Here is an 18,540-nt window from a genome sequence, read left to right as displayed (position 1 = left end):
AGGGCTTTCATAACCCTACTATCTGGTTTAATTTACTCTTTGTCTTTATTATCTTCTGTCGGAGTCTCTCCTTCTTGGTTATCCACCTCAGGTTCGTCACCTTCTATCTTTTCAATTTTCTCGACAGATGAAATCTCATCTTTATCTCCCAATTTAATGAGTCTAACACCCTGAGTGGCTCTTCCCATTACTCGAAGATCTGCCACAGCCAATCGAATAGTAATACCGGATTTATTGATGATCATCAGGTCATCGGTATCAACCACTTCCTTGATTGCAACAAGCGCGCCAGTTTTTTCAGTGATGTTCATGGCCTTCACTCCCTTACCACCACGCTTAGTGATTCGATAGGCGTCGATCTCAGATCGTTTGCCATATCCTTTCTCAGTCACCACTAGAAGATTAGCTTCTTCTCGAGCCACGCAAACCATGCCAATCACATGATCATCGTCTCCTTCTAATCTGACTGCTCTAACACCAGCTGCTGTTCTTCCCATTGGACGAACATCTTGCTCGTTGAAATGAATCGCTTTACCTGACTTTTTAGCAATGATGATATGATTGCTTCCATTAGTCAGATTCACATTTAGTAATTCGTCTCCTTCGTGAATGGTAATCGCATTGATACCATTTTGACGAGGTCTTGAATAGGCTTCAAGTGAAGTCTTCTTAATTACTCCTTGTTTCGTACACATCACGATGAAGTTATTATTGATATAGTCTTCATCTGATAGCGTATCCACGTTGATTACCGCTCTGATTGAATCTTCACTTTCAATATTGATCAAATTCTGGATCGCACGTCCTTTAGTTGCTTTCTGTCCTTCAGGAATCTCCCAAACCTTTTTCCAGAAGACTTTACCTAACTCAGTGAAAATCAATAAGTAATTGTGCGTAGAAGCGACAAACAAGTGCTCAGTAAAATCATCAGTTTTGGTGGAAGCACCCCGTGATCCTACTCCACCTCTACCCTGCGTTCTGTACTCAGTTAGAGGTGTTCTTTTAATATACCCTTCATGAGAAATGGTAATGACCATTTCTTCATCCGGAATCATATCTTCTGCAGTGAAATCATCGGCCGCATGCTCAATTTCCGAACGACGTTCATCACCGTACTTTTCTCTTAGTTCAGTAAGTTCTTCTTTGATGATATCCATACGCATCTCTTCACTTTCAAGAATGGCCTTCAAGTGATCGATCAACTTCATGATCTCATCGTATTCCTTCTGGATTTTTTCTCTTTCAAGACCTGTAAGTCTCTGAAGCCTCATTTCAAGAATTGCCTTGGCTTGAATCTCGCTCAAACCAAACTTCTCCATCAAACCAGCTTTAGCGATTTCAGGATCTCTGGATGCTCTAATAAGATTGATCACCTCATCAAGATTATCCAGGGCAATCAAATAGCCTTCTAGAATATGGGCTCTTTTCTCCGCTTCAGTCAACTCATATTGAGTTCTTCTGATCACTACTTCGTGTCTGTGTTCTACGAAGTACTTGATCAAATCTTTGAGGTTCAAAGTTTGTGGTCGACCTTTCACCAGCGCCACATTATTTACCCCGAAAGAAGATTGAAGTTGGGTGTATTTATAAAGGTTGTTTAGAACGATGTTTGGTATCGCATCTTTTTTGATGTCATACACAATACGCATTCCGTCTCTATCCGACTCATCTCTGATGTCTGATATACCTTCTAATTTCTTATCGTTAATCAAAGCAGCCGTCTTTTCGATCATGCTGGCTTTGTTTACCTGATATGGAATTTCAGATATAATGATCTGCTCTTTACCAGATTTTAGCGTTTCAAATTCGGCCTTTGCTCTTAGCACTACTCGACCTCTACCTGTCTCATAAGCTGAACGAACGCCCTGATAGCCGTAAATTGTAGCTCCAGTCGGGAAATCAGGAGCCGTAATGTGCTGCATCAACTCCGGAATCTCGATATCATTGTTGTCGATGTAGGCGATGGTTCCGTTGACCACTTCTGTCAAGTTGTGCGGAGCCATATTGGTCGCCATACCAACGGCGATACCAGACGTACCATTGACCAATAGGTTAGGGAACTTACCAGGCAACACCTGAGGTTCTTTCAGGGAGTCATCAAAGTTGGGCTGAAAATCAACGGTCTCCTTGTTAATGTCGTGCAGAAGCTCTTCTGCCATTCTTTTCAACCTGGCCTCCGTATAACGCATGGCTGCTGGTGAATCACCATCAACAGAACCAAAGTTACCTTGACCATCCACCAATGGATATCGCAAGGACCATTCCTGAGCCATACGCACCATGGTGTCATAAACTGAAGAGTCACCATGTGGGTGATACTTACCGAGCACTTCCCCGACAATTCTTGCAGACTTCTTATAAGCTCTGTTGTGTAAAACACCTAAATCCAGCATACCATAAAGCACTCTTCTGTGCACAGGTTTTAATCCGTCTCGTACGTCTGGTAATGCTCTCGAAATGATGACTGACATTGAATAATCAATGTATGCGCCACGCATTTCATCTTCAATATTGATAGGTATTATATTCTGATCGCCTAAAGGTAGGTTTTCGTTGTCTTCAGCCATAAAATTTTAAATAATGACAAGCAAAATTAAGTGCGCAATTTAACTAAAATATTACCTAAAATTCACTATCTGAACCAACAATATCAGCGAAAGAATTAAACTATTTTTTAGGTCAAAAAGAGAGGAAAAAATCCATGACTAAACCATCGATCAATACGGGTTTAATTTCTTCCTATTTTTGAATCTATACCGCCATAGTTTCCGATGATTTTCTCCAACTTTTGGGTTTTGCTTTTTCCAAATAGGCTGTCCCCTCACCTCTTCTACACGTCCAGTTTGAGGGTCTGTATACAAGTGTTTGAGCTGGACATGATCACTTTTCATCGGAGACCTTCTGATCTCAGGAATAGTGATACTCACACCAAAATTAACTTTGAATGTAGGGTTTTTATGCTGTACACTCAATCCAGTTTCAGGCACGCTCATGGTGTAATTTTTAAAGTCATAAGATGGCTTAATGACGACCCTGAAGTATTCTGATAAATTTTTCTCTATGGAAACGCCTAAGTTGAAAAACACCCCTTGATTCATTAAACCTTTATTGAACTTCTTACCCATGTTCTGCTTTCCTATTTCAATTTCACCCGCAAATGACCAATCCCAGAAATCATAGAATCTATAACCAAGGTTTAAGTAATAACTGAAAAACACCGCCTTCTTAAAATCGGGCTCGTAATTTCTGATGTTTAAACCATCAACGGTTGGACTCAAAGATTTGACCGTGTGAAACTCTAAACCTAACCCAAGTCCTACTCTAAACTCCTTGTAATTGTACCTTACACCAAGATTGATTGGAATACCCCAACTTTTACCTTCAAACCCCAAACCCAGCGAATCTGCATTGTAGGCTTGTAAATCCCTAAGTAGCAACGGATTGTTGACCGGATTGGCAATAGGTGGATAAGGCACGTCAAAAGTATCAATAAGCACCACAGCCTGCGATAATGCCGGGTTATTAAACCAATTGTTGTAGACGTCGAACTCTGTTCCCAAAGGCTCGCCAGTGTTGGGTGAAATAAACTGCTCTGTTGCCGATTGTAAATACCAAAAACCACTTAGATCATGGCTGTACTTGGTAGAGTTATATCCTGTGGTGACCGTTATAGAAAATTGATTGAGAACGGCTCTAACGGGTGACCTATAAATATCATCAGGATCTATTGGATACTCCTGCGCCTGTACGGTGACAGAACATATTACCAGATATAATAGCAGTCTAAATTTCAATTACCTGTTGATCGTTTGTTAAGGATTATTTAATAGGCTGGTTTCAAATAACACAATTTCATATGGTGCTACTTTAGCAGCATACAAAGGAATAATTTCTAAGTCTACAAAATCTTGTTTTCTATACGAAGGGACCACAAAAACACTCTCTCCGTATGCCTTGTGCGAAGGTAAGATAATTAGTGCGCTTTCTCCCCTTTCCATTTCAGATATGCCTTCGTCCAGCCCCGCAATGATCGTGTTGGTTCCAAATGTATAAGTCAGTGGCGCAGCATTTGATCTTCGATCGAATTCCTCTCCAGCCAAAGTTCTTCCGACATAACTGATGGTTGAAATATCGTTGTTTCTCAACGTATCGTTTTCTGTTCCTTGAGACAACCGCTTATAATAAATCTGCTGAGCAGCGAGATATTCAACAGAATCCTTAGGATGAGCAATGGTATCGTTTAAGTTCTCACTAATAATGTATGCATCGATAGCTGCCAGTTCCGCTGCAATAATATCTCCTTCATTTTGAACTGCCGCTACCTCTATTTCGATTTCTAAAATGGAATTTTCTGGAATTAAAGAACTAAAAGAATAGTCCTGATAGCCTAAAGTGGATGGTATATAAAAACGGAAGGTTTCACCTTCTCTCATTAGACCTAGTCCAATATCTAATCCAACTGGGAACACTGCGTCTACTCCTTGTTTAAGCTTCACAGAATCATCGCCATCTGATCGGCTATTAATATCATAAGCATTGCCATTCATTACTTTGGCAGAATAATAGACACTCAAAATCGCCCCATTTGCTGCTGCACCCGTTGGAACTGTATCCAATATAGAATAGTATATTCCTGATTCATGAGCTACAGCGTTAGAATCATTGTCGGCTATGTACGCTTCGATCGCAGCTTGGTCTAAGGCAGCCTGACCCAAATCAGTAGAATCTGAACTATCACCACATTGCGAGAGTGAATAAAGAGCGACCAGCCCCAATAAAATTTGAGGGAATTTTAATTTAAAAATCAAGATTTAGAAATTTTACACAAATTGATGAAATAACGACGAGAAAGGAAATAAATTTTGGTAATATCTTCCTTTCATTTATTTCACAATAAACGTACTACAGAAGTAATGAAACAGAGGAATTTTATGCAAGCCCAATTTCTCTCCAATAGACTGTACTCGACCGAAATCAACTTTAGAAATTTTTCTCGGGCTGATGATGTCTTCATCATCGTCCAGAAAAAATGAGGAAAGAAACCGAATAAAAATATACGGTGCTTTCAAGACTTCATCTCTGTACTCTGATTCAGTTACCGTTTTGTTAGAATCAAAATCTTTCTCCAGGTTACTGACATCAAACGCTTGTTCCATGGTGAGCCTAATGATTTTAAGAAACTCACCTTCCCAGTTGTCGTATTGCTTAATCAAATACTTGAGTCCAAAAACAACCGGGTCCTTTTTCATAAAATAACCTCCTTTTGATAGCTTTCTTGCCTTTTTATTGAGAGCCATTTCTTCCCACAAACTAACGCTGCCATTGGCCAGGGCCACTCCCACTGTAGGAGCCATGACAATTAGAGAGAAAAAATCTTGATCGGTGATTTCGAGATAAGGTGCTTCATTTTTAATAAACTCTTTCTTTAGCTCAAACGTGGCCTTTTGGATGACCTCGTTTTCTATAAGAGTCTCAATTTCATATTCAGTAAACATTCCCAAGCATTTTGTTACTCTAGAAATTTACCACGTATTGTCGAATTAGAAAAACTCCTAAACAAAAAAGGCGAACTCAATGAGCTCGCCTCTTATATAGAATATATATATTTTTATTCTTCTCCTTCTGTTTCCTCAGATTCGGTAGTTAATGATGCTACAATTTCATCATATTGAGATTTTACAGCTGCATCAGCCTTCAATGCTTTCTTAACTTTGTTGTACGTGCCTGCGCCGATTTCATCTTTCACCACCGCAGTATATTGCGTTTTGAATTCTGCTTTAAATGCAGTGATATCCTCTTGAATTTGAGCATAAGCAGCTAATTGTTCTTCTGATGCACCAATTTCAGCCAATTTAGCTTCATCACCTTTAGCTTTGTTGAGCTGGTTATATAACTTACCGCCTTCCATCAATTCGTTGCTTTTTACAGCCTCGCTAATTTTGGCTTTCATGTCTCCTTTTAAGGAATCAATTTTCGCCGTTACTTGCGCGTATTGAGTTAATTCTTCATTTGTTACTTCTGTATCCTGCGCCATTGTCTTAGGACAAACCACTAAACAGGCGATTAACAAACCAAATACCAATAGGCTATTTTTCAACTTCACACTTTTCATTTTTATCTAATAATTAATAGTTAACAGTTAAACTAACCACGAATAAATACCCATTGGCTCAATATGTCAAGTAAAACAAGGATTAATCCAGTGGATTGTCAATTGTAATTATCTTAGCATCAAAAATATATTGTCTAATACATGAGAAAAATATACTATTTGGCTACCTGCAGCACCTGCATCAGAATTATTAAGGAACTTGACATCACACCATCCAATTTTGAAATGCAGGATATCAAAACACAAGCCATGACTGCTGATCAAGTAGATGAAATGAAAGCGTTAAGTGGTAGCTATGAATCCTTATTTAGTCGCAGAGCGATGAAATACAAATCAATGGGTTTAGCTAACCAAAACTTGACTGAGGCCGATTACAAACGCCTAATCATCGAAGAATACACTTTCCTCAAGCGACCAGTTTTTATTATTAACGATGAAATATTTATCGGAAACTCAAAGAAAATAGTTGAAGCCGTAAAGCAGAAAATTAGTTAATACTGATTCAGGCGCCTTTGAGGAACGCTCTCTAATGAATAGAAAGAATGGAAAATAGTTTGGCCATTCTGAATGTGAAAGGTGAACTCATGCGATTGAGCTATTTCTCTTCCGCTGTTTACATTCAGTGTGGCTTGGCTCACTCCTACAGGCAAATGTGCTCGAGTATAGTAAATCGTATGAGGAATGGTTTGCCAGTTTCGAGTATCTGCTTTTTCCGTATAGGCATTGAAAGCGCCTAATACGGCACCCCAGCCTTCGCTTTCTTCTCTCAATTCTTTTTCGGCAAGCTTTTTCAACGCCAGTCGTAGCAAGGATTTACTCAACTCTAGCCCCATTCTTTGGTCTAGTGAATAAAAAGCAATCTTGTTGATATCCTCTGCTGCTTCAAGACTGTAAGTTCTTCCATCAACAGTTAAAGTACCTTGTTTGAAAATTGGAGGTCTCTCATTGTACTTAGGAATGGCTACCCGATAAAACTCCAAATCAGATAGATCTGCCCCTTCTTCATCGTCCTCTTTTTGCTCAATTGGGAATGAAAAGTTATAACCTCGTTCTTCATTTACAAATGTGATCATCCCCGCTTCACCATGTACCACCGTAAAGTTGATTGAAAACTCATCTTTAACCGGTCCGAGTCCATTGTTCCAGAGAAATATCAAATCTCCCCCTTCTTGATTGTCAGGTTCGTACCTGGTTTGGAATTCCCTTTCGTATTGCGCTAACTCTGTCTGGAATCCCATTAAATAAGCGGTTCGCATGAGGTCTTGCTTCAACTGACTGGGCGGTTGAACACCGAACATTCTTATGTAATCTTCTTTGTAAATGTTATAGGAATTTCTGTATGCAATGAAGGCATTGTTATAATCCCGATCCGCATCATAAATCAGCCCCATTAGGTTATGAATGAAAGCATCACGCTTATATTTCGAATCGCTTTTGTACTTGTCATTCAGCTTTAGTAGGCGATTATTTAATCTTCGACATTCCACCAAGGCAGACTCCCGATCTCCCAGTTTGATATAATTAAGCGCTTTGTAATACAACAACAACAAATGCTCATGGTCTTCGCCTTTGTATTCTATAACTGTCGGGTTGATAACGTAGGCGCCAGCTTCATTGAAATAATTGGTACGATAATCTTCGCCATAAATAAATGCTTTTTCAAAGTAGATGTTACTCTCTTCTGGCTTATTCAGCATGGCTGCTATCGTACCTCTATTTAGAAAATAAAGAAACTTCTCCTTACTGCTTGCCGCCTTAGGGTTTGCCTCTAGCGTTTTTTCCGCTGCCTCCATATCACCACTTTCAAATTCTTGATTAAAAACCAAGTTCATTTGATAGTAGGTCGCGCAGCTCAGCAAAAAGCAAAGCGGTAGTACTTGATAAAATCGCCTCATTATCAACTTTAGAGAAGTTTAAGGAATGTTGGACTTAGTTCTTGATGAATTTCTTAATCTCCTTATCTCCAATCCAAACTTTTTCGCTAGACTCGATGCTGGCCAATTCAAGGTTTACTTTGTAGTTTACCACTTTTTCCTTTTTATAAGCATCTGTTACAGAGGTGATTACCCCAAACATCATAAAGTCTGCACCAAGTTCTTTACCCCATTTGGCTTGCGTTTCTACAGAAGCAAAGTCTCCTTGTTGTGCTCTTTCCTCTCTCAGTTTTTCTCTAAACACAGAGTTTTGCACCACTCTTACCGTGCCGGAGTTGATAAACTCTCTTTCCACATCTTTAATGAATGTTTCTGCCTCAATATGCTCTGAGCTCTTGTTGGCTATCATACCGACAATAACAACCGGTCGATCATCATTTTTGCTTTTAAAATCAGAAATCCATGCCCTACTTAGAACATCTCTAATCATTTCTTCAGCTACCAACTTAGAATCCGTATCATTCCATCTACCACTAAGGTCAATTTGTTGATCTGGACTCACTCGTGTTACAGTTCTTGAACATGAGGTCATTAATACTACAGCAGTTAAAATTAGAGTCAGTCTTTTCATCTTGTTATGATTTGTTTTTTAGAAAATGCACCAATGAATTTGCCACACGAAAATATCCCATGAAATTATTCAGATATTTCCTATTCACCAATGGTTTTCTAAATGGTTTGAAAATTTAAAATTTAGCTATGACCCGGACATTCAAAAATCTTGCCGATAATGCATTGGGTACGGCAAACTGATTTCCAACGACGTCCTGAATCCATGTGTAAGATATTGTATTTTCTGCTCCCAAGGCATTTAACACCTCTAAGCCTATCCATAAGGAGTTCGGGCTCAAGGTTTTATCATTTTCAAATTCAAAACTTTTTGAAAAACCCAGATCTAACCTGTAATACTCGTCGCCACTAAAACTATTTCTGTAAGTATCATTTCTAGGTGGGCCAAATGGCAGTCCACTTCCAAAAAGCATGTTAACACTTACTTTCATACTTGGATCATTGGGTAAATGATCCTGAAAGAAAATTCCCAAATTGACCAATTGATCACTCGGACGTCTAATATAACCTCCCCCTTCTTGTAAATCCTCCATGGTTTTAAGCAGTCCCAAACTAAACCATGACTCTGTTCCTTCGATAAACTCTCCGTTGACTCTGAAGTCGGCCCCATAGGCATAGGCAGTGGCCTGATTGGTTGCAAAGTATCTAATTTTAATATTGTCTACATCATACGGATTCACATCCCACAAATACTTGTAGTACAAATCCGTAGTAAACTTAAACGGCCTGCCCCAGGCCAGGAAATGGTGATCCATGCCTCCTACAATATGTAGAGATGATTGCGCTTTTACATTAGGATTAATATCTCCTTCACGATTTCTCAATTCTCTGTAAAAGGGATGTTGCTGGTAAAGCCCTGTAGAAAGTCTCAACGTGGACCTTTGATGAGCGCCCAACTTGTAAGCATATTGCAATCTGGGGCTGACTAATAGCTGCTCGCTATAGGTCCAGTAGTTAATCCGAGTTCCAAAATTCAACGTGTGAACTGCATTTGCGGAGTTTAGTGTGTACTGAGCGAACCCAGCGATTTTATGAGACTGGAGATCAATGGAATTATTCGCTGAGTAGGTGACATTAGCAAAATCGGCCGAATCGGTAAATGCAAATTCCTGCAGCTTATCATCTAAGTTTTCATAATCCCAGGACATGCCGAAGGCCAGCACATCATTATCTAAATAGATTTCATTCTTTTGATCGACGGTCAGAATTTTGGCTTCCAATTTATTCCTACCGTATGAATAATTGCTTCCTATTCCTCTGATTGAGATACATTCATTAAATCTATTAGAACCGGGCTCTCTGTTAACATCACAAAGAAGATAAGCGCCTTCAACTTCATAATTTTCTCTTTCGCTAGAATGCACTCCAGACACTGTTAATCGAGAAATAATATCTTCTGTAAAAGCATGTGATAAAACTATTCCCACCTGATTTGTATGATAATCCAACTGTTCGCGTCCTTCGAAGGCGGTTGACATTCTGAAAGAAGCCTGTATGGTCCCAAATTCCGTTTCTTGTGATTCTGGAAGGGTCAAATAGTTATTATGAGCAGAAGAAACCAAAAGACCAAGTTTTGTCTTTGATCCAAATTGCTTATTAATAAACCCCTGAAAATCAGTGAATTTAGGTAAGTAGTTGCCATTAGTCTCCAGCGTTCCTAAGAGATACTTACTATTCTTGTGCCTCACTCCAAAGGAGTAATTCAAATCTCCTTTTTTATTGATGCCGCCATAGTGTAAACTGCCTCCTAGCAGACTTAAATTGATTGTGGCTTCATTAGTTTTAGGTTCTTCGTATTGAACGTTGAGCACAGAAGACAGTTTATCTCCATATTTTGATTGCCACCCCCCAGCAGAAAACTGTACGATACCAACCATATCCGTATTGATAAAACCAAGTCCTTCCTGTCTACCCGCACTCACTAAAAATGGGCGATAGATCTTAATACCATTTACATAGATTAAATTCTCATCATAATTCCCACCTCTAACTGAATATACCGAAGCCAATTCGTTATTACTAGTTACGCCAGGCAAAGTGGCCAATATCTTGCTGAAGTCACCTGTTGCTGAAGGTAATGTGTATGCATTTTTGGCACTAATCTCTATATTTCCAATTTCTTGAGCTTCATCAAACCTTCTATCGCTGATATCTACGCCAGACAGCAACTGAGTATTTTCTGTCATCTTGACCTTTAAAAACTTCTCATTGGCTAGCGCTATAATCTTAGTCTGATATTGTAGATGAGAAAGAACAAGTTGGGCTGAGTCTGCACCAGAATACTTCACTTTGAACTCTCCTTTTGCATTTGTAAGAGAGGATGTGGAATCTGGAAGTAATAAGATAAAAACGTCACTGATCGGTTGATCAAGCGAGTCTGCTACTTGCCCTTGAATAAATGTGGTTTTTTGAGCAAATAATCCTTCACAGTTTAAGATTGAAATAACTAAAAATGGTAAGAAGATATGTTTCAAATAGTTGGCCATGTATGGTTTGCTGCAAATTGGATGCAATATATACATCGCCCTAAGAATCAGTAGCGCAATATTTTAACATTTTTGAAATAGGACTCACTTTCTATTTGAAGAAAATAAATGCCTTGCCCACTTTGATTAAAATTCAATTCTGTGATCTGTCCTTTTCTCGTTCTTTTTATGGTTTTCTCATTTAGCAACTTTCCAGATTGGGAATAAAGCTTAAGCTTCAAAGGCATAGGGACACTACCCTTTTCAATTCTTATATTGATATGATCTCCTGTAGCAGGGTTAGGATAAACGGTCAACGCGTCCTCACTATACTTTGTGACAGCAAGGGGCTCTTCTCCTATCGCACTATTATAATTAGGTAAACCATATCCCACTTTGTTATCAGGCGAAGCAAAATTATCTGAAGCGGTTAAGATCAAATCTCTTAATTCCAAATTAGTCAATGTTGGGAATTTCTGCCATAACCCCGCAGCAAAACCAGCAATCAGCGGAGCTGCAAAGCTTGTCCCATTCTTCTTCACCATAGTATTGCCCCCACCAAGAACGGTCGTTTGGTATCCCATCGCCACTACTTCTGGTTTAATTCGATTATCAGCCGTTGGCCCAACTGAACTAAACGAAACGAGATTATACTCTTCATCCAGCGCACCTACAGAGATGATATTTTCAACATCTGCTGGCATTGAAATATAAGGCCATGTAGAACTGTTGCCAGAATTTCCTGCACTAGTCACTACTAATATACCACGCTCGATGGCCATTGCAGCTGCCTTGGAAATGACTGATGTATTACCATCTAAATCCTCAACCGTATAGTCCATCGAGGCGTCATCAAAATCACTATATCCTAAGGAAGAGGTAATGATATCAACCCCTGCGCTATCTGCTCTTTCTGCTGCAAACAACCAGTTGTACTCTTCTATCCTATACTCAGAACTAACATCTTCTGTAATATATAAACTGATGTTTGCATCGTATCCAGTTCCTACAAATGTGGAACTCCAGCTTGCACCTAGACAACTCCAGGTCCCCGTACCATGATCATCGTATTGAAAGACATCCTGACCTCCTGTAGTGAAATCAAAAACATCATTCAACTTTTGATTCTCAAACGTATGAGCAAATACACTTGATTTATTGGCATCCAAGAATCCATCATCGAAAACTGCAATCCAAACATCCTTTCCAGTCATGCCATCATCATGCATCAGGTTAGCTCCCAACATGGATATTTGTTTGTCTGAATTTATGTTGGCTACATTTGATGGTTCCTCATCTAATCTGATGTTATTCACAGGATCTGGCGTGCCATTTAATTTCTGACCCGGCGCTGCATATTCTGTTTTAAGCACCTGATCTAGTGCCTCTATGGCTTCTATTTCTTCTGTAGTGGCCTCAACCAGCACCGCATTCATCCATCTCGAGGTGAAATAAGTTTCTGCTCCTGTATTTTTAACGGCATTTATATAACTGCTATTTACAGGCAAGTCCTCAGAACTGATAGCTATGGATTGATCCTCTCTTCTTTCAATTGCCTTTGCAGACAAATAGGCCGCTGGGTTATCAATGCTATAGCTGGAATTCGCTTTGTCCGTAAAATAAACGACGTATCTATCAGACTGAGCTACAGCCATTTGTGTTGAAACACAAAGCACTAAATAAATTAAAAATACTTTATTCTTTCCCATACGATTTCAGTGTCATTGTCAGCGCTCTTCCTGACTGAATTTCTTTCTCTGTACTGCACTCTACCTGACAATATTTAAGAATAACGCTTTCTTTGATAATCAACCCTACATTTGGTGCAAAAATTTCAGAACGATTCTCTAATCCTAAAAAATCTTCTCCTCTATCATTTTGAACCACTTGCACAATGTCTTGATACAAAGAATCTAACAATGTAGTATCTGGCAATTGAGTATTGTACCAATAGGTCTCATCAGTCAAGCTATTCAAACTGTTACCATTCCATTCAATCTGATGTTCGATCGGAAAACTCATTTTCACAAAAGGTACATTGTTTTCAGTAAGTACTGCAATACTGGTGGACTTTTGAGCTGTCCAAATAGAATCTAATTGCCATTGTTCTGCATCATTTAATCTCGTAGAACGATGAATGATGTATTGCAAATTATTGCTAGCATTTAAACCAGAGTCGGCCACATATTCTTTGAGTTCATAGTTTTCCGTTGTAACTCCCAAGACAGAGTAAATACTCTCTTCTACATCATAAATTCTGTAATCTCCAACTTCTAAGGGAAAATAATGCAACCCCAGTCTATCGGTATCCCATGCCACCTCAGACTCGGAGCAGCTGATTAAAAACGATGCAAAAAAAAGAAACAAACTATACCGCACGCTGATTGATTTGGTTAAAGCTCTTGCTGATCCATCCGCCGCCAATTACATCGTTTCCTTCATAGAAAACAGCCGCCTGGCCTGGGGCAATAGCAGAAACTCCATTTCCAAAAAACACTTTCATAGTATCTCCCACTTGCTCTATAACGGCTGGATTGCCGGAATCATTATATCGAACTTTGGTAACGGTGTCCATACGCTCGTCCAGACTACTGTATTTACCAAGGATCAATTGATTCACATACATACCATCTCTTGACAATTCATCAAAAGTCCCCAGAACTACCTGATTCTTTTCTTTATTAATTTCTACCACATAGGCTGGAAAACCTAAAGCTATACCCAAGCCTTTTCGTTGGCCTACAGTATAAAATGGATAGCCTTCGTGTGTCCCAACAACTGTCCCATCTTCTAGTACAAATTCACCACCAGCTACTTTTTCTTCTAACCCTTCTACCCTTCTTTTCAAGAAACCTCTGTAATCATTATCAGGAACAAAGCAGATTTCATAAGATTCCGATTTGTTTAGAAGATCCGTAAATCCTCGCTCTCGAGCCATCTCACGGATTTCTGATTTTTTCAAGTGTCCCAAAGGCAAAAGTGTTCGGCTCAAGCTTTGTTGAGAAACTCCCCAAAGGGCATAGGACTGATCTTTCATTTCGTCCACCCCTTTACTAATCACGTACCGTCCATTTTCTTCACGGACGTTGGCATAGTGTCCAGTTGCTATAAAGTCGCAACCGAGTTTATCAGCCCTTCTTAGCAGCGCATCCCATTTGATATGGGTATTACACAAAACGCATGGATTGGGTGTTCGTCCGGCTAAATATTCATCAGTGAAATGGTTAATCACATAATCACCAAATTCCTCTCTAATATCTAATATGTAATGGGGGAATCCTAGATTGACAGCAATGTTCCTCGCGTCATTGATGGAGTCCAGACTGCAACAGCCCGTTTCTTTTTTACTACTACCTGAAGAGTTGTAATCCCAGGTTTTCATTGTCATTCCGATAACTTCATATCCTTGTTCATATAGCATCACTGCAGCTACAGAGCTATCTATTCCTCCGCTCATCGCTACAAGCACTCGTCCTTTTGTACTCATTGTTATGTTTTATTGCCAGGTTCACAGCCTGGTGTTGACATTTATTATAAGCGCAAAATTACGTGAAATAGTTTGATATGTAAGAAAATATTAAATGCCTCTTTTTGGCACAAAAAAAATGGTCACATCAAATATTATGACTCAATTATATTTTCTTATACAAATTAAGGCACTTAAGTAATTCATCTTTCTTGGGTGTAGTGATGGGAACATCTACTTTGCCTATTTTTAGATAGTTGCCTCCTATAGCATCTATACAATCCATATTTATCAAATAGGATCGATGAGCCTGAAAAAAAGTATTTTTCGGTAATACATCTATGAACGAAGCCAAAGTTCCTTTAATCAAATGTTTTTTTTCTTTGGTATGAACCTCGATATAGTTTCCGTTCGCTTTAGCCAAATAAATATCCTCAAATCTTACTTTTACCAAAAGGTATTCATCTTTAATAAACAGAGAATCTTTTAGAATAATTTCTTCAAAATCATTAGAAGTCTTAGCGTTATTTATTTCAGCAAACTTCTTCACTGCCACTTCTATAGATGCATATAGGTGATGCTTATCAATAGGTTTGAGGAGATAGCCATAGGGGTTGCTTTCGGTAGCTTGTTCGACCGTAGCTTTATCGCCATAAGCAGTAAGGAAAACATAAGGTATATTATGAAGTTCCTTTAATTGGTTAGCGAGCCAGATACCCGTTTTGTCTCCTTTGAGGTTGACATCGAGCAAAGCAAAATCTGGCTCTTCACTGAGTATAGCATCAAGCGCTGTTTCGGCTCGCATACAAATGCCTACTACCTCGTAGCCCAATTCTTCTAGCATGTCTTTGATCGACTCTGCTGTGATCATTTCGTCTTCGACGATCATTATTTTCAGTGGTGTCATGCTGCAAAAGTTAATTGAAATCGGGTGCCATTCTTATTTTCAAAACTAAAATCTCCTTCTAGTTGTTGACTCAACATTCTGACCAACCTCAGTCCTAAAGACTTGGTTTTTTTGATATCGATCTCTTCGGGTAGTCCCAGACCATTGTCATTTACATTTAAATGGTAGGCTCCTCTCTCTTCTGTCAATGAAATGCTAAATGACCCATTGCTGGTAGTACCGAAAGCGTATTTAAAAGCATTGGTCGCTAATTCATTCACGATTAGACCTAGAGGAACAGCAGTATCTACATCGAAATAAATATTGTGTGCATTGATATTCAACGTTACATTGCTCATCCCAAATGAGGATCGAATTTCTCCAACCAACTCGGTCAGGTACTCATCAAAAGGAATACTTTTCAAATCATCATTTTCATAAAGTTTCTGATGAATAAGCGCCATGGACCTGACCCTACCTTGTCCTTCTTCAAGCACCCGCTTGAAGTCCTCATTCTCGAATTTACCTGATTGCAAATACAGCAAGCTTGCGATGATCTGCAAATTATTTTTTACTCGATGATGAATTTCTTTGAGCAAGGACTCCTTTTCGACCAGTGATTTTGCGATTATATCTTTTTGCTCTTCGATTTCTATCACTCTTTCTTTAATGGTTTCTTCGAGTTCAAGGTTCTTGCGTATCAGTCTACCGGCATTCAATTTCACAATGATATAAATGATGAAAACTAGAATTAATAAGTACGACATAAACGCCCACCACGCCAAATAGGAAGGTGGTTTTATTTCAAACTCAAACGTGGTGACCGAACTAGTTTCGCCAAATACATTACGAGCCTGAACAGAAAATGAGTATTCTCCGAATGGTATGTTGGTAATGTCTTGCTCCGTTTTCTCTGTCCATTCCGACCAATTATCATCAAAACCCGCCAGTTTAGTCCGATACATGACCTTGGAAATCCCTTTGAAAAAGGGAGCCGCATATTCAAAGTTTAGAGAGTTGTATTCATGATCCAAACTATAGGGAATTTTCGAATTCTTTGATCCATGATATATCACTGTGTCGTTTTTCAAGATAGAAACTGATCGGATGATGGGCTCAAAATTGAAATGATGAGAATCGGTTTTGTTGGTTTGTACAACATAGAAGCCATCCAAAGAACCAATGGCCAAGGTACTATCATTTAAGAGTTCGAAATAGTGCGTGAGTGAACCTGGATTCAAAGTTGCAAAAAATGTAGTGTCAGTGACTATTTCATTGGTTTGAGTATTTAGAGAAAGATGACCTATTTCCTGACTGGTAGTCAAATACCAATAGCTATGATCATTTTCCTTAGCCAAAGAATATATGCCTCTCTTATCAAAATACTCGCCAAATCTGGTGTCCTTCTTTAGCATTTGATCATCTGCAGCATAGTACATTGGTCCGTTAGAAGTGGCGATATACACACGGTTTTCGAATAAAAATACTTTGTTTTGAGAACCCGAAGGCAATCCATGGTCATCATTCAAAATAAGGATTTCCGATATGGCATCGAATGAATTGTTCAGTTTAAATTTTAGTACTGTGCTATAAGTCGATGCAGCCCAGTAGCATTTGTGTTTTTCGTCATAAACTATGGTGTGAATGATATCTTTTGGCAGTCGGTCGTCTACAATGGACTTATGATGTTTCCACTTACCATTTTGCATTTTCAGTACCTCTAGTTCATTGCCATTTTCCTTTGTGGTAATAATTATTTGGTCATCTTTAGAATATACCGCTGAGGCATGATAGGTATTATTATTTTCCAGGATCGAAATAAACTGATGATCACTAATCACTCCCTTCTTTCTGGTATGAGCAGAAAAGAGCCAGTCTTCTGAGCTAATTAGAGACAATCCCCCAATTTCAGAATTTTCGACTTTTTTGAAGAAACGTTCTTGAGGATCCAAAATATTTATTTGGTTAGGTAATCCTCTGTAAAAAGTGCCGGCATAGCTTATCACATATTGTTCTTGGTGATGAATGATGGTTTGATTGACAGAACCTTCGAGCCCGTTGGGTTCACTCACCTTACTGATCGGAGAAGTCACATTCAAGTAAATCAGGCCATCATTGGTAGATATCCATAAGTTGTTTTCTTTGTCTTGATACACGCTGTGTACTTGATTGTTGATTCCCGTAGCTTTATCCAAAAGCAATAGAGGATTCATCTGAGCATCAGTAAGCACGAATCCTCCAGTCAGAAAGCAAAATCCATAATAACCGTTGCTAAATCTGGCGGCTCCGAAGAGCTGATTGTTTAGATAGTAAGGGTTGTTGAAAAGATTGGATGGTTGAGGCATTTGATTCGAATAAACATGTGCACCGAACTTGGATGATAAGGTTAGAAATTTATTTTCCTCTAATGGCACTATGTTGTCAATAGTCATGTCTGCCCAGTAGGCTCCCCCAGGTATCATGATCAAACTATCTTCTTTTACTTCGAATAGCCCTTTCTGATCTACCATGATGAGCAGCCTGTCGTCAAATACAAAACTGGGATACATTTGATTTTCAGATGAAATGGTGGCAAACGAATCGTTCTCGGCGTCATAAATATAGACGTACTCATGGGCGATGAAGAAAACCTGATGCTCTATCACATGAATGTCTCGAATCAAAACCACATCAACTTCTTCAGCTAATTTTTCAAGCAATGAAATGTACTTCACTGCGCCATCACTTGCTTCTTCTAAGTACCCCATACACTCATAGCCTGCGGCATAGATCCTACCCTTGCCATCATCTTTGAAACTTTGGATTAATGATGGATCAATCACTTTCCATGTTTCACCATCAAATTCTAATATCCCTCCAAATGATGCTACATATATTAAGCCTTGATTGCTTTGAATGACGTTCCAGATTTGTGAATTACCTCCAAAATCGTCGGCACCATATTTTTTCATTGGCGGGTTTGCACCTGCTATGGTCGACAACTGTTGGGCGTGAATACGATTGGATGCAATGAGCAGTACAAAAAAGAGGATGAGATATCCGTTGAGTCTAGGCATTGAAGTAAACCATGATTTAAAAGAGTGCAAACTAAACCTTAATAGACAAAG

Annotated in this window: 14 protein-coding genes; 1 reads left to right on the top strand and 13 read right to left on the bottom strand. The window is 39.1% G+C overall.

The genetic code is table 11. The annotated features are described in order from the left end of the window. Positions 1-32: 32 nt before the first annotated feature. The 5 genes from gyrA to R8N23_RS12075 all read right to left on the bottom strand — a co-directional run bounded on the left by gyrA (position 33) and on the right by R8N23_RS12075 (position 6,097). Entirely contained in the window at positions 33-2,567 is a 2,535-nt protein-coding gene (gene gyrA, locus R8N23_RS12095; protein WP_318171860.1) for a DNA gyrase subunit A, read from the bottom strand. 150 nt (positions 2,568-2,717) lie between these two features. Next, a complete protein-coding gene (locus R8N23_RS12090) occupies positions 2,718-3,794 on the bottom strand; it encodes a hypothetical protein (RefSeq protein WP_318171859.1) in 1,077 nt (358 codons plus the stop codon). Between the two features lie 18 nt (positions 3,795-3,812). Then, positions 3,813-4,808, bottom strand: coding sequence for an FKBP-type peptidyl-prolyl cis-trans isomerase (locus R8N23_RS12085; RefSeq protein ID WP_318171858.1), 996 nt, complete (start codon positions 4,806-4,808; stop codon positions 3,813-3,815). A gap of 75 nt (positions 4,809-4,883) precedes the next feature. Beyond that, positions 4,884-5,495 carry a hypothetical protein gene (locus tag R8N23_RS12080; RefSeq protein ID WP_318171857.1) on the bottom strand — a complete coding sequence of 204 codons (612 nt, stop codon included), beginning with the start codon at positions 5,493-5,495 and terminating at the stop codon, positions 4,884-4,886. A gap of 113 nt (positions 5,496-5,608) precedes the next feature. Then, positions 5,609-6,097: a hypothetical protein gene (locus R8N23_RS12075; RefSeq protein ID WP_318171856.1), complete on the bottom strand. Its 489-nt coding sequence runs from the start codon at positions 6,095-6,097 to the stop codon at positions 5,609-5,611. A 156-nt stretch (positions 6,098-6,253) separates the two neighbouring features. On the opposite strand from R8N23_RS12075, the gene R8N23_RS12070 reads away from it, so the two are divergent. Then, entirely contained in the window at positions 6,254-6,607 is a 354-nt protein-coding gene (locus tag R8N23_RS12070) for an arsenate reductase family protein (RefSeq protein WP_318171855.1), read from the top strand. Here R8N23_RS12070 and R8N23_RS12065 read toward each other — a convergent pair. The 8 genes from R8N23_RS12065 to R8N23_RS12030 form a co-directional block, all read right to left on the bottom strand. Beyond that, entirely contained in the window at positions 6,604-8,007 is a 1,404-nt protein-coding gene (locus R8N23_RS12065) for a hypothetical protein (RefSeq protein WP_318171854.1), read from the bottom strand. The genes R8N23_RS12070 and R8N23_RS12065 overlap by 4 nt on opposite strands. Before the next feature lie 34 nt (positions 8,008-8,041). After that, positions 8,042-8,617, bottom strand: coding sequence for a penicillin-binding protein activator LpoB (locus R8N23_RS12060; protein WP_318171853.1), 576 nt, complete (start codon positions 8,615-8,617; stop codon positions 8,042-8,044). Between the two features lie 115 nt (positions 8,618-8,732). Then, positions 8,733-11,102, bottom strand: a complete 2,370-nt coding sequence (locus R8N23_RS12055) for a TonB-dependent receptor (RefSeq protein ID WP_318171852.1) — start codon at positions 11,100-11,102, stop codon at positions 8,733-8,735. A 47-nt stretch (positions 11,103-11,149) separates the two neighbouring features. Next, positions 11,150-12,790, bottom strand: a complete 1,641-nt coding sequence (locus R8N23_RS12050) for a S8 family peptidase (RefSeq protein ID WP_318171851.1) — start codon at positions 12,788-12,790, stop codon at positions 11,150-11,152. Beyond that, on the bottom strand, positions 12,777-13,460 hold the full coding sequence (locus tag R8N23_RS12045) for a hypothetical protein (RefSeq protein ID WP_318171850.1): 684 nt from the start codon (positions 13,458-13,460) through the stop codon (positions 12,777-12,779). Before R8N23_RS12045 ends, R8N23_RS12050 begins: the two co-directional genes overlap by 14 nt. Next, entirely contained in the window at positions 13,450-14,568 is a 1,119-nt protein-coding gene (mnmA, locus tag R8N23_RS12040) for a tRNA 2-thiouridine(34) synthase MnmA (RefSeq protein ID WP_318171849.1), read from the bottom strand. Before mnmA ends, R8N23_RS12045 begins: the two co-directional genes overlap by 11 nt. 145 nt (positions 14,569-14,713) lie before the next feature. Continuing rightward, positions 14,714-15,454 (bottom strand): LytR/AlgR family response regulator transcription factor, encoded by a 741-nt coding sequence (locus R8N23_RS12035; protein ID WP_318171848.1) that lies wholly within the window; start codon positions 15,452-15,454, stop codon positions 14,714-14,716. Continuing rightward, entirely contained in the window at positions 15,451-18,489 is a 3,039-nt protein-coding gene (locus tag R8N23_RS12030; protein ID WP_318171847.1) for a histidine kinase dimerization/phosphoacceptor domain -containing protein, read from the bottom strand. Before R8N23_RS12030 ends, R8N23_RS12035 begins: the two co-directional genes overlap by 4 nt. Positions 18,490-18,540 lie beyond the last annotated feature (51 nt).

The sequence above is a fragment of the Reichenbachiella sp. genome, from assembly GCF_033344935.1.
In the GTDB taxonomy this organism is placed as follows: Bacteria; Bacteroidota; Bacteroidia; order Cytophagales; family Cyclobacteriaceae; genus Reichenbachiella.
The sequence above is the reverse complement of the archived record's forward strand: the minus strand, read 5'-3'. Positions and strand labels throughout refer to the sequence as shown.

Bases quoted from the DNA above. Each gene is read 5' to 3' on its own strand.
- gyrA (WP_318171860.1), bottom strand. From the start codon at position 2,567: ATGGCTGAAGACAACGAAAACCTACCTTTAGGCGATCAGAATATAATA.
- R8N23_RS12080 (WP_318171857.1), bottom strand. From the start codon at position 5,495: ATGTTTACTGAATATGAAATTGAGACTCTTATAGAAAACGAGGTCATC.
- R8N23_RS12070 (WP_318171855.1), top strand. From the start codon at position 6,254: ATGAGAAAAATATACTATTTGGCTACCTGCAGCACCTGCATCAGAATT.
- R8N23_RS12065 (WP_318171854.1), bottom strand. From the start codon at position 8,007: ATGAGGCGATTTTATCAAGTACTACCGCTTTGCTTTTTGCTGAGCTGC.
- R8N23_RS12060 (WP_318171853.1), bottom strand. From the start codon at position 8,617: ATGAAAAGACTGACTCTAATTTTAACTGCTGTAGTATTAATGACCTCA.
- R8N23_RS12055 (WP_318171852.1), bottom strand. From the start codon at position 11,102: ATGGCCAACTATTTGAAACATATCTTCTTACCATTTTTAGTTATTTCA.
- R8N23_RS12050 (WP_318171851.1), bottom strand. From the start codon at position 12,790: ATGGGAAAGAATAAAGTATTTTTAATTTATTTAGTGCTTTGTGTTTCA.
- mnmA (WP_318171849.1), bottom strand. From the start codon at position 14,568: ATGAGTACAAAAGGACGAGTGCTTGTAGCGATGAGCGGAGGAATAGAT.
- R8N23_RS12035 (WP_318171848.1), bottom strand. From the start codon at position 15,454: ATGACACCACTGAAAATAATGATCGTCGAAGACGAAATGATCACAGCA.
- R8N23_RS12030 (WP_318171847.1), bottom strand. From the start codon at position 18,489: ATGCCTAGACTCAACGGATATCTCATCCTCTTTTTTGTACTGCTCATT.